Annotated in this window: 20 protein-coding genes; 10 read left to right on the forward strand and 10 right to left on the reverse strand. The window is 38.4% G+C overall.

The features are described 5' to 3' along the window. Nucleotides 1-48: 48 nt before the first annotated feature. Both REI64_RS02670 and REI64_RS02675 read right to left on the reverse strand, forming a co-directional pair. A complete protein-coding gene (locus REI64_RS02670; RefSeq protein WP_308848544.1) occupies nt 49-1,098 on the reverse strand; it encodes an iron-sulfur cluster-binding domain-containing protein in 1,050 nt (349 codons plus the stop codon). A gap of 595 nt (nt 1,099-1,693) precedes the next feature. Beyond that, nucleotides 1,694-2,476 carry a lytic transglycosylase domain-containing protein gene (locus tag REI64_RS02675; RefSeq protein WP_308848545.1) on the reverse strand — a complete coding sequence of 261 codons (783 nt, stop codon included), beginning with the start codon at nt 2,474-2,476 and terminating at the stop codon, nt 1,694-1,696. A gap of 230 nt (nt 2,477-2,706) precedes the next feature. Between REI64_RS02675 and REI64_RS02680 the strand changes: the two genes are divergently transcribed. The 3 genes from REI64_RS02680 to REI64_RS02690 all read left to right on the forward strand — a co-directional run bounded on the left by REI64_RS02680 (nt 2,707) and on the right by REI64_RS02690 (nt 5,884). After that, the gene (locus REI64_RS02680) at nt 2,707-4,041 is read left to right on the forward strand and encodes a pseudouridine synthase (RefSeq protein ID WP_308848546.1); all 1,335 of its coding nucleotides are present in this window, start codon (nt 2,707-2,709) and stop codon (nt 4,039-4,041) included. A 71-nt stretch (nt 4,042-4,112) separates the two neighbouring features. Beyond that, nucleotides 4,113-5,213, forward strand: coding sequence for a lactonase family protein (locus REI64_RS02685; RefSeq protein ID WP_308848547.1), 1,101 nt, complete (start codon nt 4,113-4,115; stop codon nt 5,211-5,213). Nucleotides 5,214-5,377: 164 nt separating this feature from the next. Beyond that, nucleotides 5,378-5,884, forward strand: a complete 507-nt coding sequence (locus REI64_RS02690; protein ID WP_308848548.1) for a lipocalin family protein — start codon at nt 5,378-5,380, stop codon at nt 5,882-5,884. A gap of 36 nt (nt 5,885-5,920) precedes the next feature. Here the strand turns inward: REI64_RS02690 and bshA are convergent, their stop codons facing one another. The 4 genes from bshA to tilS all read right to left on the reverse strand — a co-directional run bounded on the left by bshA (nt 5,921) and on the right by tilS (nt 9,644). Continuing rightward, a complete protein-coding gene (gene bshA / locus REI64_RS02695; protein ID WP_308848549.1) occupies nt 5,921-7,051 on the reverse strand; it encodes an N-acetyl-alpha-D-glucosaminyl L-malate synthase BshA in 1,131 nt (376 codons plus the stop codon). A 137-nt stretch (nt 7,052-7,188) separates the two neighbouring features. Next, a complete protein-coding gene (locus REI64_RS02700) occupies nt 7,189-7,656 on the reverse strand; it encodes a hypothetical protein (protein WP_308848550.1) in 468 nt (155 codons plus the stop codon). Nucleotides 7,657-7,826: 170 nt separating this feature from the next. Beyond that, nucleotides 7,827-8,309: a hypothetical protein gene (locus REI64_RS02705; protein WP_308848551.1), complete on the reverse strand. Its 483-nt coding sequence runs from the start codon at nt 8,307-8,309 to the stop codon at nt 7,827-7,829. Continuing rightward, a complete protein-coding gene (gene tilS, locus REI64_RS02710) occupies nt 8,310-9,644 on the reverse strand; it encodes a tRNA lysidine(34) synthetase TilS (RefSeq protein ID WP_308848552.1) in 1,335 nt (444 codons plus the stop codon). It abuts the gene before it with no gap. Between the two features lie 186 nt (nt 9,645-9,830). Between tilS and REI64_RS02715 the strand changes: the two genes are divergently transcribed. After that, entirely contained in the window at nt 9,831-12,014 is a 2,184-nt protein-coding gene (locus REI64_RS02715; RefSeq protein ID WP_308848553.1) for an OstA-like protein, read from the forward strand. A 207-nt stretch (nt 12,015-12,221) separates the two neighbouring features. Here the strand turns inward: REI64_RS02715 and REI64_RS02720 are convergent, their stop codons facing one another. Beyond that, the gene (locus REI64_RS02720) at nt 12,222-13,184 is read right to left on the reverse strand and encodes a 2-oxoglutarate and iron-dependent oxygenase domain-containing protein (protein WP_308848554.1); all 963 of its coding nucleotides are present in this window, start codon (nt 13,182-13,184) and stop codon (nt 12,222-12,224) included. A 563-nt stretch (nt 13,185-13,747) separates the two neighbouring features. On the opposite strand from REI64_RS02720, the gene msrA reads away from it, so the two are divergent. From msrA to REI64_RS02735, 3 genes are all read left to right on the forward strand, one after another. Continuing rightward, nucleotides 13,748-14,347 carry a peptide-methionine (S)-S-oxide reductase MsrA gene (gene msrA, locus REI64_RS02725; protein ID WP_308848555.1) on the forward strand — a complete coding sequence of 200 codons (600 nt, stop codon included), beginning with the start codon at nt 13,748-13,750 and terminating at the stop codon, nt 14,345-14,347. 9 nt (nt 14,348-14,356) lie between these two features. Continuing rightward, the gene (locus tag REI64_RS02730; protein WP_308848556.1) at nt 14,357-15,118 is read left to right on the forward strand and encodes a helix-turn-helix transcriptional regulator; all 762 of its coding nucleotides are present in this window, start codon (nt 14,357-14,359) and stop codon (nt 15,116-15,118) included. Between the two features lie 74 nt (nt 15,119-15,192). Beyond that, on the forward strand, nt 15,193-15,582 hold the full coding sequence (locus tag REI64_RS02735) for a DUF1398 family protein (RefSeq protein ID WP_308848557.1): 390 nt from the start codon (nt 15,193-15,195) through the stop codon (nt 15,580-15,582). Between the two features lie 78 nt (nt 15,583-15,660). Here REI64_RS02735 and REI64_RS02740 read toward each other — a convergent pair whose 3' ends face one another. Then, nucleotides 15,661-16,617 carry an outer membrane beta-barrel protein gene (locus REI64_RS02740; RefSeq protein ID WP_308848558.1) on the reverse strand — a complete coding sequence of 319 codons (957 nt, stop codon included), beginning with the start codon at nt 16,615-16,617 and terminating at the stop codon, nt 15,661-15,663. A 307-nt stretch (nt 16,618-16,924) separates the two neighbouring features. Here REI64_RS02740 and REI64_RS02745 point away from each other — a divergent pair, with 307 nt between their 5' ends. From REI64_RS02745 to REI64_RS02755, 3 genes are all read left to right on the forward strand, one after another. Further along, nucleotides 16,925-17,521: a TetR/AcrR family transcriptional regulator gene (locus REI64_RS02745; protein ID WP_308848559.1), complete on the forward strand. Its 597-nt coding sequence runs from the start codon at nt 16,925-16,927 to the stop codon at nt 17,519-17,521. A gap of 7 nt (nt 17,522-17,528) precedes the next feature. Continuing rightward, a complete protein-coding gene (locus REI64_RS02750; RefSeq protein ID WP_308848560.1) occupies nt 17,529-18,158 on the forward strand; it encodes an NAD(P)H-dependent oxidoreductase in 630 nt (209 codons plus the stop codon). Nucleotides 18,159-18,618: 460 nt separating this feature from the next. Continuing rightward, nucleotides 18,619-19,824, forward strand: coding sequence for a DUF418 domain-containing protein (locus REI64_RS02755; RefSeq protein WP_308848561.1), 1,206 nt, complete (start codon nt 18,619-18,621; stop codon nt 19,822-19,824). Nucleotides 19,825-20,015: 191 nt separating this feature from the next. Here the strand turns inward: REI64_RS02755 and REI64_RS02760 are convergent, their stop codons facing one another. Together REI64_RS02760 and REI64_RS02765 are read right to left on the reverse strand one after the other, a co-directional pair. Next, nucleotides 20,016-21,320 carry an amidohydrolase gene (locus REI64_RS02760; protein ID WP_308848562.1) on the reverse strand — a complete coding sequence of 435 codons (1,305 nt, stop codon included), beginning with the start codon at nt 21,318-21,320 and terminating at the stop codon, nt 20,016-20,018. 89 nt (nt 21,321-21,409) lie between these two features. Further along, nucleotides 21,410-21,922, reverse strand: a complete 513-nt coding sequence (locus tag REI64_RS02765; RefSeq protein ID WP_308848563.1) for a hypothetical protein — start codon at nt 21,920-21,922, stop codon at nt 21,410-21,412. Nucleotides 21,923-22,075: the final 153 nt, after the last annotated feature.

Genomic DNA, 22,075 nt, shown 5'->3' on the forward strand with positions numbered 1-22,075 from the left:
TGATGACAAGGATAGCAGATTCCCCTTATCATAGGAATGACAAAGTAATTACTCCCAAGTTATCGTAGTTTCATTTTCGGTTGGCCGACCAGTGCAAACCAACACTCTTCCTCTAGCAATTTCATCGTCGGTAAGCACTTCATTATAATCCATACGCACACCGCCCGAAATGCAAGTAGCTGTACAAGTGCTACAAACTCCACCACTACAGCTATAAGGTATCTTGATTTTGTTTTCGAGCGCTATATCTAATATCCTTTTAGGCCAAGGAACTTGTAAGTGATGAGTTTCTCCTTGAAATATTAGGTTAACCGAGTAAGTGGTTTTATCCACTATTTTTTCTGTAGCATCGTCTTCATCTATTTCGTCTTCTGGCAATACAAAGGTTTCGCGTTTTATTTGATGCGGCTTGTAACCAGCACCTAAAATTGAAATACGACAAACATCCATATAATCAACAGGGCCACAAGTATAAAAAAGGGCATCCTCTTTAACAAAAGGCAACTGTTCTCTGATCAGTTCACTAATAAGAAAACCATTTAACCTTGCCCGCATTAAGTTTTTTGAGTTACTAAACAGATTAATCAGTTTAAACCTATCGGGATAAATGTGCTGCCATTGCTTTAGCTCCTCTAAAAATAAAGTTTCTTCTTCCGAGCGACTACTATAAATCAGCACCATTTTCGATTTACTTTCACCTACCAAAGCAGTTTTCAAAATCGAATATAGAGGTGTAATCCCTACTCCTGCTCCAAATAAGAAAACTGTCCGTTCTTTATCGTCAGGTTCATAAAAGAACATCCCGTTAGGCTCGGTTACTTCTACTACATCACCCTCCCGCAACGAATGATGTAAAAACCGCGAAATCTCGCCATTCTCTACCAACTTAACCGCAATTGCTAAAGGCTCATCTACTAAGGGCGAACTGTAAGCGGAATATGATCTTCGCAATTCTTTCTCACCCACTTTGAAGGATAAAGTTAAAAACTGCCCGGCTTTGTAAATCGGCTTTTCACCGCCATTAGGCTGCAAAGTAATTGTGATTACTTCATTAACTTCCTGCTGAACTTGGGTAACTTTTAACTGCTGCAATGCCATATCTTCTTCAAAAGTAGAAAGTAAAAAATTTAATTAGGGTTAATTTAACTATATATTTCCTTATACACTATTGGTATTTGCTATCAACATTTCATTTGTCAATAAAATTGACAAGTTGAAACCGTTAAGACTTTATCTATAAACCTGATTCGATTATTAAATATGTCAAAACAAGCCGTTAAAACTGATGCTGAAATAAATTCAGCATGACGGAGTGCCAATATACCGTCACCCTGAATTTATTTCAGGGTCGGTTAGAATAAAACACACAATATAAAGTGTAAATCAGTCAAATAATTATCGAACTGAGGTTACAAGCTTTCATTGAATTTTCTAATACAAGCAACTTCGTCATTTCGAATGCTAGAACGAAATTTAGCAATTAGTACAACATCGTATTAGATTTCTCTTCGTTGCACTCATCGAAATGACGTGCACTAGACAGTTGGCCAAGTAAGATTTAATATTGGAACATCAAATAATGTATACCACCAAATATCCGTGTATCTGTGGCTAATATAAAAAGAAAAGGCTGCCTCCACTATTCGGGAAACAGCCTTTTAAAATGCTTATAAAAAAGCTATACCAATATTTTTTATTCTACAGTAGTGGCACTTACCTCCTCTACCGGCTTGTAGGCAATTAACGCCTCTTGATTTTTGTAGCCATTACGCTTCGGATTTTCCAAAATTTCCTTTACCGAAATCAGTTTGTACACGTATGCACCTGTTTCTCGGTTCAGCTTCATTTTGAAATAATTATCCTGCTTTTGACGGTTAATCTGTCTTTTCATATGACCGTCGCCTACGTTGTACGCAGCGGCAACCAATGTCCAGCTATCAAAAACGCCATACAGTTCCTTTAGATACTTTGCAGCTGCAATGCTAGATTTTTTCAGATTGTAGCGTTCATCTACCTTCTTATTTACCTTTAAGCCATACATACGAGCAGTTCCTGGCATAAATTGCCAATAACCAGCCGCACCTTTAGGAGATACCCCACCTCTTAAGCCCGACTCAACAAGTGCGATGTACTTAAAATCATTAGGAATACCATATGCCTCCAAAATTGGCTCTATCACAGGAAACCATTCAGCTGCTTTTTTATGCAAACGAGTAGTCTGCAAATTTCCATAAGAAAATGAAGCCAAAGTCCTCTTCATTTTGCTGTTCACCTTAGTATCGCCAATTGGCAATGTTTCTTCGGCAAACTCTAGTTGAGCTATTGAAAATACCGGCTCTTCGGTTTTTATTGTACTCTTGGTATAGTTATCTTTCTTAAGATTTTCTACTTTGGTTGGTAGCTTATAAGCAAACACATTTGCCATCACCAATAGTCCTAAAACTACTGTTAATGGGATGAGGTGTTTCTTTAACATCTTCCTCCTTTTTTAGTTAACACTTAATACTTGGTGCGCAAAGGTACAATTTATTAGTTTAATTATCAAGCACTTACAAATATAAGCTCTAAAATAAGGGTTTAAAATACCGTGAGGCTATATTTTACCGCATACATTTTTACTTAAAACGAGTATATTTCCAAATTGTTTATCCATACAAATTTGTTAACTTTGCAGCCGCATTATTTTATGCGATTAAAAGCGTATCAATGACAAATAGTAACAAAGGGAAAAGTCGGGATGACAAGTCCAAACCAGGCAGAAGCACTACCGGAAGAAGAACCGAGAAGACAGACAGTGACAAGCCAAAAAGATTTAGTGCAAAAGACGACGGCAACCGCAGAAGTTTTGGCACCGAAGACAAAAGAGATTTTAAAGGCGGTAAAACCAGAGGCGCAGATTCTCCATCTCGCTCTAGCAGACCTAGAACAGATTCTAGTGAAACATCGGGTTTCAAAAAATCATTCGATAAAAAAGACAGTAAACCTTGGGAAAAATCTGACAGACCTTTTTCTGCTAGAGGCAAACGTGACGAAGGTTCATCAGACAGAAGAGACAATAAACCGTGGGAAAAAAGAGACAAACCTTTTGCCACTAGGGGAAACAGTAGCCGCGAAGAAAGCAATAACGGCAAAAGAAGCTACGCGAAAAAAGACAGCTACGCAAAAGATGGCGCCGCTTCTAAATTTTCGGATAGAAAAGGCGACAAATATGGCGACAACCGACCGTTCAGAAAGCGTGAAGAAGGTGGCTATAAAGGTAAAAAAGAAGATAAAGGAGAAAGAGTTGCCCCTACTTTAAGAAGTAGAAAAACCAAAGAAGAAGAAGACTTAATACGCTTGAACCGCTATATTGCTAATGCAGGTATTTGTTCTCGCCGTAAAGCTGATGAATTGATTGAAGCGGGAGTAGTGAGTGTAAACGGCAAAGTTGTTACCGAGTTAGGCCACAAAGTAGATCCTTATAAAGACGAGGTAAGATACAATGGTGAGCTTTTAAAACGCGAAAAGAAAGTTTACGTGCTTTTAAACAAACCAAAAGATTATATCACCACTACTGATGATCCACAAGAGCGAAAAACGGTGATGCACTTGGTTGACAAAGCCAGCAAAGAGCGTATTTATCCAGTTGGTCGTTTAGATAGAAATACCACAGGATTGATATTAATGACTAATGATGGTGATTTGGCCGATAGATTGTCTCATCCACGTAATGGCATTACTAAAATCTATCAGGTAGAGCTTAATAAAAACCTTGTGCAAGGCGATTTTAATAAAATTCAATTTGGTTTAGAATTAGAAGATGGTTTCATTAAGCCAGACAGTATCTCTTATGTAGCTGGTGGAAGCAAAAAAGAAATTGGTATCCAAATTCATAGTGGCAAAAATAGAATTGTACGTCGTATTTTCGAACATTTAGGCTATGACGTAGTTAAACTTGACCGTGTAGTTTACGGCAATTTGACCAAAAAAGATTTGCCACGAGGCAGATGGAGATACCTAGACGAGCACGAGCTTATCCAGATTAAACACTTAATTAAGTAAACCTAAATAGCATGCGCAGAATTAACACTTTGCGCATTTTTTATTTATCTTTCACTCTTAATTTGAATAAAATGCGTAAATCTTTCTTGCTTGTTCTATCGTTCTGTGTTTCTACGTTAATAGCCAATGCACAAAATTTTAAGTTAATTATTGGCACTTACACCAACAAGGGCAATAGTGAAGGTATTTATATCTACAATTTTGACAGTAAAACAGCTAATACTAAACAGCTAAATGTTATCAGAAATGTTTCGAATCCGAGTTATCTTACGCTAAGCAAAAACAAAGATTTTTTATACAGCGTTTACGAAGACGGCACCAATAGTGCAGCCAGCGCTTTCAAGTTTAATCAGCAAACAAGCGAAGCTTCATTCCTAAACAAGGAAGCAACCAAAGGGACTAACCCTTGTTTTATCTTAACCGATGGCAAAAACGTGTTGACGGCGAATTACAGCGGCGGAAGTATCAGTGTTTTTGGTGTAAAAGCTGATGGCTCACTTTCTGCACTCAAGCAGAACATACAGCACACAGGCAGTGGTCCAGACAAACGTCAGGCTAGCGCACACGTGCACCAGGTATTGTTTTCTCCTGATGGAAAATATGTAGTGGCTACAGATTTGGGAGAAGACAGAGTTTACATCTATCATTACGATGCTGCGGCAGCCCAACCATTGAAGTTAAAAACGAGTATTAAAACCAATTCAGGCTCTGGACCACGTCATTTAGCATTTAGCCCTAACGGGAAATATGCCTACCTAGCGCACGAGTTTAATGGGAAAATTAGCGCTTTTAGTTATAGTGATGGCAACTTGATATTGCTACAAGAAGTAGAAACCGTAGCCAAAGATTTTAATGGCAAGATAGATGCTGCCGATATACACCTTTCTAGCGATGGAAAGTTTTTATACGAAAGTAACCGAGGTGATGCCAACACCATCAACGTTTTTGCCGTACAAAAAAACGGAAAGCTAAATTTTGTAGAAACAGTGAACACGCTGGGAAAAGGACCTCGTAACTTTAACATTGATCCTACGGGAAAGTACCTATTGGTAGCCCACCAATATACCAATGATGTGGTAATTTTTAATCGCAATGCTAAAACCGGGAAATTAACAGATAGCGGCAAACGCATTAATGTAGGTACACCAGTTTGTTTAATTTTTGACAAGTAGTTTATTTTTAATATTTTGCGTCAAATTTAAATTAACCTCAGATGAAAAAGCTACGTTTATTACCTGCTGATATATTTTTTAGAAACAAAAATCAAATAATCTCAAATTACGTACTCCCATCTCTTTTAGAAGGAGGAAATAGACTACCTTTATACTCAAAAATAATGAAAAAGCTCATCTACTTACTCATTTCGGCAAGCATTTTATTAAACTCTTGTGCAAAAGACACTTATTATATACCCGCACCAGATATAAACGAAACGGGTGGCGGTGCAAGCTCCAAAGCATTGGAAAACACCAAGTGGAAATTAACTGCAGAAACCTCACTTATTGAGGGAGATGGCCCAAATTATACTAGAAATGATTTTTTGGAATATGATGAATGTGAATTAGACGATATCGTTATCTATAAACCGAACAGCATAGTGGCGATGGATCAAGGTGCGGAAAAGTGCTTTTCTTCAGACCCGCAGCTGGCTGATGTTGGCACTTGGACTTTATCTGCAGATCAAAAAACATTAACAATAAAAGGAACGGACGGTAATGTTTTTGATTTAACCTTCAAGGCTACTGTATTACAATTAGATGCCACAACATTAAAATATCAGTATTTCTATATCATCAACAATGTTAAAACTACCACTACTTCTACATATACAAAAGTTAATTAGCGCATAAGCTAAATATTCGAGCCAAAACATTAAGCGTTATTTATTTCCGGCTATTACTTCTTCATAGTATGAAATGTACTGTGGCAATATTTTTTTAAGGTCGAAATCTTTTGCCCTTGTTAGCGCATTTTCCTTAAAGTAGTCTAAGGTTTTTTGGTCGCTTAAAATAGTGATGGCTTTATTTGCCATATCATCAACATCGCCTACGTTGCACATATAGCCGCAGAAATCGTCGATATTTAACTCTGGCAAACCGCCGGCATTAGATGAAATTACAGGAACTTTGCAAGCCATTGCCTCTAGTGCCGCCAAACCAAAGCTTTCGTTTTCTGAAGGAATTATAAACAAATCGGAGACCGACAATATTTCCTCTACAGCATCTTGTTTACCCAAAAACCTTACATTATCGCCAATACCTAATTCTCTACACAGTTGCTCATTAGCAGAACGTTCTGGACCATCTCCTACCATCAATAATTTTGAAGGAATTTTTTGCTGTACCTTTTCGAACATCCTTATCACATCTTCGGTTCGTTTTACTTTTCTAAAATTAGAAGTATGAATAAGAATACGCTCATTATTGGGTGCAATAGCTTTTTTGAAATGATCTTTTGGTTGTAAGCTAAAACGGTTAAAATCAATAAAATTAGGGATTACCTTAATTTCTTTCTTAATATCGAAATGACCATAGGTATCTTCCTTTAAATCTTCCGAAACTGTAGTTACGCCATCACTTTGATTAATGGAAAACGTTACCACAGGCTTATAGGTTGCATCTTTTCCTACTAGAGTGATATCGGTGCCGTGCAATGTAGTTACAAATGGGATATTAATACCGTAAGTAGCTAATATCTGTTTGGCCATAAAAGCTGCCGAAGCATGCGGAATAGCGTAATGAACATGTAGAATATCAAGCTGTTCAAAACGAACCACATCAACCAATTTGCTAGCTAATGCCGATTCGTAAGGAGCATAGTCAAAAAGAGGATAATCTCTTACCGAAACTTCATGATAGAACAAGTTAGCAGAGAAGAAATCTAACCTAGCCGGCTGGCTATAAGTAATAAAATGAACCTGATGTCCTTGATTAGCCAATGCCTTGCCTAACTCGGTAGCTACTACGCCGCTACCTCCAAAGGTAGGGTAACAAACTATTCCTATTTTCATGTGGTTGTTATGTAATTCTATTAAAGATTACGAAGGCAAATGTAAATCATATCTTATTTAAACATTGTTATCTGTGGGTAATAAAATTGATAAAAGACAGATACAAAAAAAGGTGCCAATGGCACCTTTATGATTAGTTACTGATAACTGAATACGATTGTAGGCTTTTTGTAACCTGCCTTTCTTTCTTCGGCTTGTATTTGCGACCTCACCTTTTCTACAGCACTTATCTGCTTATTAAATCGCTCTAAAGCTTTTTGAGAGTCGAGCATGTCGCTTTTAGCTTTCTTTGCTAGCTTTTCGGTTTCTTTAATGTTAACATTGCTAGTTCCAGTACCTGCAATATTGCTGCTGCTTTTAGCTGCCGATTCCTTTGCCCTATCATTGGCATCTAAAAGTTTTACCCTTAACTTTTCAACTTCAGCCTCCTCTTTAGCCTCTTCAATTTTTAGCTCTTGTATTTTTTGGCTAATCTTTAGAGCCTCGAGCCTGTTGGTTAAAACCCCTACTGAGTCTTTAGATACTTTAGCTGTATAGGTTTGTGCTTTAGCAACAGAAATCCCAAGCGCAAATGGCGCAAGAAATAGATAGATGTACTTTTTCATGGTTATGTGTTTTTCTACAGCTATTGCAATTTTAATGCCTTTAGCTCCATAAATGCTGAAAATACCAAAAACAAAGCTTACGAAGGCAAACCGGCAAAAAATAGAGGGAAATTTGGGGAATGTGCTTCACAACTTAGAAGTGTTAAGAGCAGTATAACACATTAATAAGCTTAAGCCTTCATTTCATTTTGCAACACCAAGTACATTTCGTTAGGTCTTTGGGTACCTATGTAATACTTTAAGCCATCTCTATCCGTTAGCACCACAGCATCTCTTCCCGACGAGAAAAAGCGTACTGTACCATTTTTATGGAGATTATAAACTGGGTTATTAAAGAAATACCTGCTATAGGTTTCTTTACGGATATCAACAACGTTATTTAAGTCTATCACTACTTTTTTGGTTGTCCATAAGCCATCTATCACTACCCTTTTGTTTTCTATTACAGTTTTATACTGCACCAGAAACAATAAGGCAATAGAAACGCCAATGATACCAAAACCCACTACCAGAAATAGATCTACAGTATTGTCGCGGTCTCTCTCGTACACATAAACTGCGAAACAGAATGCCGCCATAATTAAGCGTATACAAATACGGATATAATCGCGACCGATGTATTGTTTTTCGATATAGGTGTATCTGCCGTCCATTTATGATTTTGATAATTCGAATATAGCAACTTTTTTTGTTGTTGTAGCTACTTTGTACCTTTCGTCTTGTCGCATACCTACAACCCAAATGACTTCACCATTACCGTTGATTAACAGGGGCACCTTATTTTTCTGAGGCAAAGGCACTTTCTCATCGATAAAAAAATCGCTGAGCTTTTTAAAAGACTTCATGCCAAGCGGTTTAAATCTATCTCCGTCTTCCTTAAATCTCAATATCAACGGAAAAATGAGTGAATTAGCATCTACATAAGCATAATTCTTATCTGAAATAAAATTAATGCTTTCCGAAAACCTCAAAGACAAAGTTTGGATATCATCTATCGCCAAACTTCCCTCTCCATGTAAATACTTCAGCTCATTTTTTGAAGGTTTGTTTACATCAGAAATCAACAACCGATCCCTATTTATAGTAGCTCGATGGGTAGTGCTGTAAAAAGAAATGCCACTTTGTTTATCTAGCGAAAGCAAAATTTCATCAACTAATTTATCAGTGAAACTGAAAGGTTTTAACAATTCGTAAAGCAATAATTTTTGCGGATTTAAGGCATTAATATCCGCTAGCTCTAAAGCCACAAATCCATTTTCTTGCTTAACCATTCTTTCTCTGGTTTGCGCTACCACTTGTTGCACCAAAGTTTCGGTTTCCGCAAAGCGAAGCATGTTCTGCGAAAAAGTATCTTCCAAATTCGGGTTAATTTCCCGCAGGTGCGGCACCACGTTTAAACGGATGTTGTTACGGGCATATTTACTGCTCAAATTTGAGCTATCCTCTACAAATGGCAGGTTATTTTCTGCTATCAGATCATCTATTTGCTGACGCGATAAAAAAAGCAACGGTCTAATGATACTGCCTCTTTTGGGTAAAATACCATGCAAACCGCTAATTCCTGTACCACGAACCAAATTGAGCAATACAGTTTCTATCGCATCGTTTTGATGTTGTGCTACGGCAATAGCCTGATAGTTGTGTTGCGAACGAATTTCCTCGAACCACTCATAACGTAACTGCCGAGCCGCCATTTGTGTAGAAACTCCGTGTTCTTTAGCAAAGGCTTTGGTGTCAAAGTGAACTACATGAAAAGGCACTTCCATTTCTTCGGCCAATAACTTCACGAAAGCTTGGTCACGCATTGCTTCATCAGCTCTTAAATTAAAGTTGCAATGTGCTATACTAAAATGAAAACCAGCGAGTTTAAATAGCTGTGCCATCAACACCGAGTCCTTACCGCCACTTACTGCTAGCAAAATATGGTCAGTCTCTGTAAAAAGCTGATACTTGGAAATGTAGTCGGTAAATTGCTGTAGTGGTAACATTATTCAAAAATAGGAAGTAATTGTTGAATTGCTAAATTGTTTGATTGTTCTGCGACTAACAACTACTAACTGTAAACTGCTAATTGAATACTATAAACTGCCAACTGTAAACTGAATCAAAAATTGTAAATTTGTACTGTGCAAAAGTTACGCCTTTTATTTCTTCTTTTAATCTGTCCATTCGCATTGCTTGCGCAGAACCGTACCCAAATAAAATTGGAGAGTGCAGACAAAGCGGATATCGACGCTAAAAAATCTATTTCTTACCTAAGAAGACCTGTATTTAGCCATGAGGGCGCTATACTTAGATGCGATAGTGCGGTGCTATATGTTGATAGAAATTATTTTGAAGCTTTTAGAAACGTACACATTAACCAAGGTGATACACTGAACATTTATTCAGATTTCTTGAACTACGATGGTAATGCCAAAAAAGCGCATTTAGATAAAAATGTGCGCTTGCTAGATAGAGAAAATACACTCACTACTAACGTTCTAGACTACGACATGGTAGCCAAAATTGGCACTTATACTACTGGCGGGAAGCTTGTGAATAAAGATGCAACTATCACAAGTAAAGAAGGTTTTTACTTTTCGAATACCCGAGATGCTTACTTCAAAGTTAATGTTAATGTGGTAACTGCTGAAAAGACCACTATAACTTCGGAAGAAACTCTACGCTATAATACGGGCACCAATTGGACTTATTTTTACGGACCAACTCACATCAAAAACAAAGAAGATAAACTTTACACAGAGAATGGCACGTACAACACGAAAAGTGAAAATGCCATGTTCGGAAAAAAAAACCTATATACCAACGGCAGTAGGTCGTTAAAGGGAGATAGTTTGTATTACTATGGCAAAAGAGGTTATGGCAAAGCAGTTAAAAACATCCTTTTTAAGGACACCAAAGACCAAACCAACATTTGGGGGCAACTTGGCGAGTACTACCGAGACGAAGAACGTATTGTAGTAACTCAAAAAGCCTACGTAGCCATTGGTACCAAAGACACCATTACCGTTAACGAAAAAAGAATACCCGATACACTTTGGCTCGGTGCAGATACTTTGGAAAGCCAACGTTCTTTAGTAAAAGACCTGAGTTTGCTGAGCAGACCAGAAGTTAAAAAAGACAATGAAATTGGTGTAGAAGACGAGAAAGAGAAGGCAGAGAAGGAGAAGGAAAAAGCAGAAGCGAGAAAATTATTTCAGCAACAAAGTGAGGAACTGAAAAACAAAAAGGTGCCAACCACAGCCCCAGATAGAAAACTAAGCAGAAAAGAGCGTAGAGAGCGTGAAGAATTGGAAAAAAATGGAGGAAAGCCAAAGGTAGAACCTCCGCCTACACTACCAGATAGCTTAACTCTCACTAAAAATAAACTACAGCAAGATAGCTTGTTAGCCGATAGCTTGTTAAAAACTGCCACTGTTGTTGCCGATTCTACAAAGAAAACTGTAGACAAATCTACTAAAGCTATAGTAGCAAAAGCTAAGCAAAACACAAAATCAACTGCTGCAACTACAACTGCTGCTAAAAATGCGGCAAGCACAGCGATAAAAACTTTAGCTAAAGATACAGTAGTTACCAACCCCGCTGATACGGTAAGAGCTCGTGTAATTAAAGCTTTTCATAATGTGAGGGTGTACAAAGCCAATATGCAGGCAAAAGCAGATTCGCTGTTTTATACCTCTGCAGACTCAACCTTGCGCTGGTACAATAACCCCATTCTTTGGTCTAACGGCACACAACAAACTGGTGATACCATTAACGTTTTCTTCAAAAACAGTAAAATCCACAATTTCCAAGTGTTACAGAACGGATTTTTGGTGAACGTAGAAGGCGATTCTACCAAGTTTAACCAAGTGAAGGGAAAAGTCATCACTGGCTTTTTTGTAGAAGGAGAACTCCGTAATATGTATGTTGATGGTAATGCAGAAAGTATTTACTACAGTAAAAACAACAAAGGCGAGTACGATAACGTAAACCAAACGGTAAGCAGTAGGCTACGTTTTAAGTTTGCCGACAAGGAACTTACCCACATTGTAACTGTACGTGAAGTAGAAGGCGCTGTAGATCCTTTGGATAAACTTACCAAAGAAGCATTGTTAACGGGCTTTATTTGGAAGCCAGAACTACGCCCAACCAGCAAAGCTGATATCATTAAAGGTGTACCTATAAAACCGAAGCCTAAAGCCACTGCAGCTAAGCCAACGGCAAAAAATAATATCAAAGCAAAAACAACCAACACTGCTAAAACGCCAATTAAGCCTGCCGTAAAAGAAGTTGTAATACCTTTGCCTAAACCCGAAGAACTTCCAAAGTTAATACCAAAAGTTGCAATTGATAGCCTAATTAAAAAGCAATAAAACACAAAAGCTCCGATCTACAATCGAAGCTTTTGTGTTAAAATCATTCGAATAAACTCAGTTTAATGTACGTTTAAACACCCCGCCCGTTGGGCACCCCTCTGAAAGAGGGGAAAACAAGTCGCCATTCCGCTCTTTTAGAGGGGTGGTCGAAGACCGGGGTGTTAATTGCTGTAAAAACAACTAATAATCGACCTCAAGCTAAAACTACATCTTCAACCCAATCTCTCTCAAACGCTCATCTAAATATTCTCCCGCAGTCATATCAGTATAAGCTTTTGGATGCGCTGCATCGATACAAGAATCCAGACTAGCTAAACTCATATTGCTACGCGGATGCAAGAAAAAAGGCACCGAAAAACGCGAAGTCTTCATCAATTCTCGAGGCGGATTTACTACTCTGTGCGTAGTAGAACGCAGTTTATTGTTAGTTAAACGTTGCAACATATCACCCACGTTTACCACAATATCAGTATGATGTGCTTTAATTGGCAACCACTCATTGCTGCGGGTTAAAACTTCTAAACCATCGGCACTAGCACCAATCAACAAGGTAATTAAGTTAATATCTTCATGCGCACCCGCACGTACCGCATCAGGCGCAATAGAGTCTGGATCCTCAATTGGGAAGTAGTGGATACCTCTCAAGATTGAGTTTCCGTTATGTACATGTTCGTCAAAATAATCAATTGGAAGTTCTAAATACGTGGCAATAGCCCTCAATAAATGCTTACCATTCTCTTCTAATTTCTGGTAAATCTCTCTAGTTACCGTATTAAACTCTGGCAACTCTTCTACCACCTCATTTTCCGGATATTCATTTTTAATCGAATCTCCATCAGTAACCGTCTGCCCAATTTGCCAAAACTCCTTCAAATCGGCAGTTTTTGCACCCTTAGCAGTTTCCTTACCAGCACTCGTATAGCCACGCTGTCCAGCCAATTCAACTTTTTCGTACTTACGTTTAGTTTCAACTGGCAACGCAAATAAGTCTTTAATGTTTTTATAGAGTTTATCTATCAGCTCCTGACTAACGCCATGATTAGTAATCGTTACAAAACCCGAATCGTTAAAAGCTTTACCCAACTCATCAGAAAATTTCTTACGTTGCTCTTCAGTTCCGTTCACGTAGGTGTTTAAGTCTAAACACGGAATATAAGGTGTTGACATATCGTTTATTTTAATGTTCAAGTTAAATTTAGAAAAGATATGTTAACAAACCTCATTTACCTTAAAAATATCATCATAAAAAATTAAAAATCAATTATTTAAGTTATTAACACATCGAAACAAACATTAAATTATGTGGATAACGGATGGTGTTTAAAATTTGAAGCGCAATTGCAGTGACGATATTTTCCGCTAGTCCCGCTTTCAGTTCAATCTTTTTTGTAGCGCTGTCATGCTGAGCCTGTCGAAGGATAATTATGGCAAAAATGCTTCGACAGGCTCAGCATGACAGCGAACGGATGGAGGCGCTCCAAAAAAGTATTTCCCTTCAATCGGGGGCTATAGCACAAAAAACAGTGCATGGCACAACCATTATTAAGCCGCATGTCATTTTATCACTAGCTAAAACTATTGCAATGGCTTTTACGTATCTTTATTAGCGAGTAAAACCAGCTCGTTATTGCGAGGCACGAAGCAATCTTAAAGCAAATTTCATTTATAACCATACTGGAGATTGTTTCATGCCTTCAATGAGGGTAAACTGTATAAAATAACACTATAAAATGAAAAGGTTAATTATGACATCCTTAATTCTCTTCTCTATACTTGGCGCCGATGCGCAAAAACCTAAACTCGAAAAAGCAACTTTTGGTATGGGCTGCTTTTGGTGCACCGAAGCTGTTTTTCAACGTTTAAATGGCGTGAGCAATGTACGCTCAGGCTACGAAGGTGGGCATTTGCCCAACCCAACCTACGAAGATATTTGCACCGGAACGACCAACCACGCAGAGGTAATTGAAATGCAGTACGATCCAACAAAAATTAGCTACGAAGAATTGCTAGAAATTTTCTGGAAACTGCATGACCCAACTACGCTGAACAGACAAGGTGCCGATGTTGGTACACAATATCGTTCGGTAATTTTTTACCACAACGAGCAACAAAAAGCTACTGCAGAGAAATATAAAGCCTTGCTTAACAAAGAAAATGCTTTTGGCAAACCTGTAGTAACGGCTATCGATAAGGCTCAAACTTTCTACGTAGCAGAAAGTTACCATCAAGATTACTACATCAAAAACGGACAAGCACCTTACTGCAGAGCGGTTATACTCCCTAAAATGGACAAGCTAGAGAAACTGTTCAAATCGAAGATAAAGAACTAGTTTAAGCAAATGCGCTTTGAAAAGATTGCCCCTACCGAACGGTTAAAACCGTATGTTAAGTATTTTGCCATCTCAGAAAATGTAGAAGCTAATACTTACAAGGTGTTGCCATCAACAGGTTTAGTGATAGGTTTTCAGTATCAGGGGCAACTTTCTACCATTACTAATTCGGGAGAAACAATATTAGCAAACGCTGGTATTAGCGGTGTTGCCGATACGTTCAAGATTTTCAAAAACTCTGCTAACATCGGCACCATTCTCGTTTATTTTACCGAGGTTGGCTTGGCTTCATTTAGTACCTGCCCAGCAAATGAGCTATTTAACGAGAGTATCTCTCTTCATGAAATTTTCGACAAACACAAGATCAGTGAAACTGAAGAGAAACTCTATTTAGCCACTACAGATTACGGTCGCATTAAGGTGGTAGAGCAATTTATACTTTCGCAGTTAAAGGAAATAGTGCAAGACCAACTCATCGTTAATGCTGTAAAACTAATTTACCAGCACAAAGGCAATATCAAAATCAAAGAAATTAACGAACAGCTCTCCATTAGCCAAAGCCCGTTCGAAAAAAGGTTTAGGAAATTAGTGGGCGTTTCAGCAAAGAAGTTTTCATCCATTGTTAGGTTTAACAACGTACTTAGCGAATTAAATACCCAGAAATCTCTGGCACAAATTTGCTATGACAACAACTTTTTTGATCAATCTCATTTCATCAAAGATTTTAAACAACACACCGGAGATACTCCAGAAAGTTTTAAGCTTTTTTAGAGAAAAACGATTTTTTACAATTACAAGTTCGCAATTCGTTCCATCTTTGCATTAACAATTTAAAGCAAAGAAAAATGTTTACAGTAGCACAAATAGAGCAAGCGCACGAGAAAGTAAAGTCTGGCGCAGATTTCCCAAAATACATTCAAGAAATTAAAGCGATGGGCGTTTTAGGTTTCGAAACTTGGGTAAAAGACAGCCACACCGAATATTTTGGCGCAGATGGTTACAAAACTTCGTCAGAACCGCAATACGAAAACCTTCCAATTGCAGATGAAGTAAACAAAGATGAGTTTGTAAAACAACTTAAAGCACACCAACAAGGGCAAACGGACTACTACACATTTTGTAAAGATTGTGCGGTAAACGGCATAGAGAAATGGATAGTTGATTTAGACAAGATGACCTGCATTTATTATGATAAGGCAGACAACGAGTTAGTGGTGGAGCAAATTCCTGCTTAACAGCAAACTTTGTCAGTGAGCTTGTCGAAGTCCAACTATCAAATATTTCGACAAGCTCAATATGACACTACAATGTTACTAAAATGCCAATTTCAATCCTACGTTCATACCTAAACCACCAATGTTGATGTAAGATCTTAAATCATCACCCCTTCGGTTTTCATCGTAGTTCGCATTACCCGGCACATTCGAATTTCTGTCGATTTTTCTATGATAATCGGTATAACGTTGCGCTGTTGGCACATCATTTATCGTAATTGGCACTTGCGTTCCTAAAATTGTAGTTCCAGTACCTTCAAATCTCCTAATTTCCTTTTCCTTACTACTTACCGATACGTTACGATACTCGATCTCACTGAAGAAACTTACTTTTGAGCCAATTGGAACACTGAAACCTGCAGCACCTAAAAAGCCAATGGTTGGCCTAGGCTCCACACGTTCTTCTCTAGTTAATTGTACCGCCCTTAACCCTGGGTCAATTTCGCTGGCTATGGCTCCTGTTTGGTCATTAACAGTTGTTGTAATATCTAAATATCCGTAAACTGGCAATACCGCACCCACTTTTAAGTATGGTCTAAAGTTTTTAGAAGTAGGCACATGAAAAACCAAAGTTGGCGTTAAATCAATTGCCTTTACCTGCCCCTGCGAATGGATGGACAGTAGTGTAGCACCATTATTTTGGTTATATCCAGTTTGTCGAGCCATGGTTTGCTTATCGCTCTGGAAATAATTCACTCCCATCTCAAGTGCCACCACCGGACTAAATCTAAATCCGCCAGTTACACCAGCTCTCCAACCTTGCCCAAAAGATCCCGTAATCGCTTCCTCAGATACAAAAGTTTGATTACCATTCAGCGGATTGATATTAAATACCCTGTCTCTCGGTTGTAATTCGCCCACATTTGGGAACTCAACCGGCATAACTTTTAAGAAATAACTTCCTGTAGGTTTCAAATAAAAACCCCTCACCTCTTGCGCCATCGCTCCTGCAACCGCAGCAACCACCAAAACGGCAGATAATATTAATTTTTTCATCGTCTCTAATTTTAATCTCATACTCATTGCTATTTCGCAAACACAACAAAAAGCTATGCTCGCATAAAAACAACCTCATTTTATGCCAAATTGTTTGTCAGCTCATTTTATTTAGCTTTTTTAGCCACAGATACACAGATTTTTTTCAGCTTCATATAACCGTTAAAAGAAAAATATACTATTCAATTATTCTACATCTGTGCATCTGTGGCAAAACCACTCTATCATTTTTCAGTCAAAAACAACTAAAATATTTTTAGCTAACACTGTTAACTTATACTTTTGCTAACAGTGTTAACTTATTTAGATGTTAGTTAAAAACGATAGACAAAAACAAAAGGAGCTAACCAAAAATGCAATCCTTAAAGTGGCAGAAGAAATTGTGTTACAAGAGGGTTGGCAGGCGGTTTCTATCAGAAAAATTGCGGAAGCCATTGGTTACAGCTTACCTGTAGTGTACAACCATTTTGAAAGCAAAGACGCCATACAAGAAGAGTTTGTGAAGAACGGCTTTAATATGCTTGCTACTGCTATGCAAAGCACTAAAGAGAAATATGCAGCACCAGAGCAACAGCTTACACAAATGGCAGTAACCTATTTTGATTTTGCTTTCCAAAACTCTGCTTATTATAAAATGATGTTTGGCTTAGGCATTCCTAGCTGCCAAAAAGCGAGAGAAATTGAAGAAATAGGCAATTTCAGCAGCATCGTTATCGCAACCATTAGCAACTTGATGGTTCAAGACGACGAACAGCGAAAACTACTGAAATTTCATACACTTTGGTCTATCCTACACGGACTAACATCTATCAGTATGGTTAACCTAACCGCAGCTCCCGACGAAATGCAACAGCACATTCTTCTGGATGCCGTACAAGGATTTATAAAAAATATCAATCGTTAAAAAGATCATGAGCTTAATTGAAGCATTAAACTGGCGTTATGCCACTAAAAAAATGAACGGAGAACCCGTTCCACAAGAAAAAGTAGATCAAATTTTAGAAGCTGCCCGTTTGGCCCCTTCTTCGTCTGGCCTGCAACCTTTCAAGGTCATCGTAGTTACCGATCCTGCCTTAAAACAGGAATTGTTACCACATTCATTCAGCCAATCGCAAATTGTAGACGCTTCACACGTGTTGGTTTTTGCCGCTTGGGACAACTATACCGAAGAACGTATCGACGAGGTTTTCAACCGCACCAACGCAGAACGTGGCGTGCCTAACGAAGCTACGGCAGATTATGTAACTCGCTTAAAAAGTTTGTACTTACCTCGCGAAGCTCAGGTTAATTTTGAGCACGCTGCCCGTCAGGCTTATATTGCCTTCGGTATGGCCATTGCCGAAGCTGCTTTGTTAAAAGTAGATGCCACGCCAATGGAAGGTTTCGATAATGCGAAGTACGATGAAATTTTGAAACTGAACGAACAAGGCTTAAAAAGCGTAACTGTTTTGCCTTTGGGCTACCGTGACGAAGCCAACGATTGGTTGGCTGGTTTGAAAAAAGTGCGTCAATCAAAGGAAAGTTTCCTTATTGAGAAATAACTTTTTTATCGCAGATTTCTCTGATAAAACTCGCAGATTTTCATAGATTAATTTTGTGTAAATCTGCGAGTTTATTTTTTTAAAACATCAGGTACAATACTACTATCATAGGCTAGTCCCGCTGTTCATTCCAACTCCTCCCCTCGTTACACTCGGGCTGCGGGGTTTCCATTTCCATCGGGTGTATCATACAAACCTCGCTACTATTGGCAAAAATCTACTTGCCAAGCCTCTTCCGCCAGCTAAAACTTAATGGTATCTAAATGCTACCATAAAACACTAATGCTCCTAAAATAGCACTCCACAACACATTTAGGCTTACTTTGTCAATCTTAGGGTCGTTACATTTTGTAGGTTTACAATTCTCAAACTGTAAACATCAAAAGTTTATCTACTATAAATCAAGCAAGTAGCATATTTCAGATACAAAATATCAAATCTAAATAACTACTTTTAACCCATGACCACAACTAACAGCTCTAGAATACAAACCATTGATCAAATTAGGGGAATTGCTTTACTCGGCATCCTTATCTTCAATGTCCAAACCTACACTTTCTACGCCTTTCTTCGTCCAGAACAGGTTTACAGTTTAGGTTTAGACCAACCAGAAACCTACGGACCAGCACAGTTTTTAATTAGCTTATTGGTTAAAGGTCAGTTCTATACTATCTACAGCTTTTTGTTCGGTTTGGGTTTTTACCTTATGTGGCAAAAAAATAACCAAACAGGCCTAAATGCTGATAAGCTTTTCAAACGCAGGTTATGGTCACTTTTACTGATAGGATTGATACACGCCTTTGTGTTCTGGTTCGGCGACATACTGCATAAGTATGCAATATTGGGCTTTTCGTTAATCTATTTCAACAGAAAGTCTGTAAGATATTTATTCAAATGGATTGCAGGCTTATTAGTTTTTATGCTACTTATCCAATTCGTTTTGGCCATTTTTTTACCCGTTACCCCACAGTCAATTGCAGCAAACAACAAAGAGTTCGACAAGGTAATTATGGAAGTGTTAGACACTTGGAAAAACGGAACTATGCTACAAGTAATCAGCCTACAAAAACTCGGCGTCGCTATGGGCTGGTTCAGGGCCATCAGCAACGGCATGATTAGCCTTATCCACTTTGAAATCCTTTTCCTGCTTGGACTGATAGCTGGAAAAACAAACGTTTTTGGTCGTATTAAAGAACTAGGCGGAAAATTATTGAAATGGGCTTTTATCATTCTTCCTTTTGGCTTAGCAATAAAAGCTATTGCTAATCTAGATCCCCTTCAAATAAAGTTATTGCCAAATCAACCTACCTGGGAAATCTTCATTCAGAATATCAGCGAAAGCATTGGGAGCCTATTACTCACTTTTGTTTATCTTGTTTTATTAACATCGCTACTGAGCAAGTCTTCATCTAAAGTGCAAGTTTGGATAGGCAGCACAGGTCGTTTAGGATTGACGAACTATTTAGCACAAACCTTAATTTGTATGTTACTTTTTTATGGTTACGCATTAGGTTTGGGCGGAAAAATCACCTTATTACAATCTGTTGTTACAGCAATTTTAATTTACGTTTTCCAGATTATCTACAGCAATATTTGGTTTAAATATTATAAAATTGGTCCGATGGAAAAGCTATGGCGCAGAATGACTTATGGAGAGAATAGATAAAATTTGTTTGTAGCTTATCGTAACCGTGCAGCTTGTGCTAAATTTTCACACGGATTACAAATCCGCAGATAAGGGTTCGACATTACAAATGTCGAACAGCATGTTTTCTTTACGTTTTAATTTAACCGAACACATTTACTGACTAGCGTTAGATTTCTCAGTCGTGCCTCCTTCGAAATGACGGCATAAAGTTACTTCTTCTTCATCCCCATATAATCCAATGTTAAATTACACAGCGCTTTTACACCCAAATTAAAACCGCTTTCATCTAAAAAGAAATCTGGTGTATGGTGCGATGGTGCTTTCAACGGGTCTTGACCTTTTGGCATTCCTCCTAAAAAGAAAAACAAGCCTGGTACTTTCTCCTGATAGAAAGAAAAATCTTCAGCGCCTGTAACTGGCGGTTTCAATTTTACATTATCAGCCCCTGCGGTATATTGTAAGGTAGGTAACATTTTTTCGGTTAAAGCCAAATCATTAAACGTTACTGGGTAATGCGCACTGTATGGAATTTGCACTTCTGCTTTTGCACCCGCAGCTTCGGCAGTTTTAGTGGCAATGGTTTTAATGCGCTCAATAAACAATGCTTCATCCTCTTTGGTAAAATTTCTTACCGTCCCCAACATCTCTACTTTTTCGGGAATGATATTAGAACGCACCCCACCTTGAATACTTCCAATAGTCACCACACCAGGGTTTTCGGTAATGTTCAAGTTTCTGCTCACAATGGTTTGCAGGTTATTTACAATCTGTGCAGAAACTACAATCGGGTCTATGCTACTCCATGGGTAAGCCCCATGCGCCTGCTGGCCAGTTACCGTAATCTTCATATCGTTTACCGCAGCCATGGTCCCGCCCGGTTTGTAGGTGATTTGGCCAACGGGCGTTTGCGAATTAATGTGCAAGCCAAAAATCACCTCCACTTTCGGATTTTCTAACACGCCCTCTTTCACCATCAGCTCTGCTCCACCCTCTTCGCCAACTGGCGCACCTTCTTCTGCAGGTTGGAAAATAAACTTCACTGTTCCTGCCAGATCCTTTTTCATCCCAGTAAGCACTTCGGCTACGCCCATTAAAATGGCTACGTGAGAATCGTGACCACAAGCATGCATGGTTCCAACTTCCTGACCGTTGTAAGTAGTACGCACTTTTGAGGCAAAGGGCAGTTTCACTCGCTCGGTTACTGGCAAGCCATCCATATCTGCACGTAAAGCAACCACTGGTCCTGGCTTTCCGCCTTTCAATACGGCTACAACTCCAGTTTTAGCAACGCCAGTTTTCACTTCCAAACCTAGAGACTGCAAATGCTTGGCGATAATCCCAGCAGTTCGCACTTCACTATTTCCCAATTCTGGATGTTGGTGGAAATCCCTACGCCAATCGATTACTTTTTGCGTAATGGCCTCGGTACGTTTGGATGCTTCTACCTTTAAATTACTTTGTGCTATGCCATAAAAAGGGGTAATCAGTAATGCTGAAAAAAGGAACGCTTTCATGATGATTAATTTTACAACAAGGTAAATAAAAAGCAACAAAAAAGCCGAATTCTAGAAAAGAATTCGGCTTAAAAATGATTGAAATTCGATTAGTTAAATAATCCTTTTAATTTATCTAACACTCCACCGCCAGCTTGCTCGCCATTGGCTTGGTTTTGTCCACCATTAAACATTCCAATAACGTCGGATAAATCGAATTTACCATCGGCACCGCCAGCAATTTTGCCCAACACATCTTGAATGTTAAATGAGCTATCATTAGGGTCGTTAGTTTTATTAGCCAATTTGCCTAAAATTACAGGAATTAAAGAAGCACCAATAGACTTCGCAGTTTCTGCATTAATGCCAAAAGCCGCCAACTTATCTGTTAAACTAGAAGTTGCTTGTTGCACTACTGGATTAGCTTCATTTGCTTGACCTTGGTTAAAGATTTCCGCAATTTGCGATACGTTTCCAGAAGCCAATTGTTCTTTTAAGGTATCAAAAATTGAGCTCGAAGCAGCCTGAATAGCATTATCATTTTGCTCATTTGGCACAGCCGAATTGTTTACAATGGCCTCTTGTGCATTTTCTCTTACTAATTGTACTAAATTTTCTAACATAGGTATAATTAATTTTAACACAAGATAGTTTTTTTTGGCCACAGATACACAGATTTTAAAACCAACTATAATTCAACAAAAAATATCTGTGCATCTGTGGCCTTATTAATCATCATTTAAATACAGATTTGTATTTTTACGGAAATACTAAAA

The organism is Pedobacter sp. (assembly GCF_031119335.1).
In the GTDB taxonomy this organism is placed as follows: Bacteria; Bacteroidota; Bacteroidia; order Sphingobacteriales; family Sphingobacteriaceae; genus Pedobacter.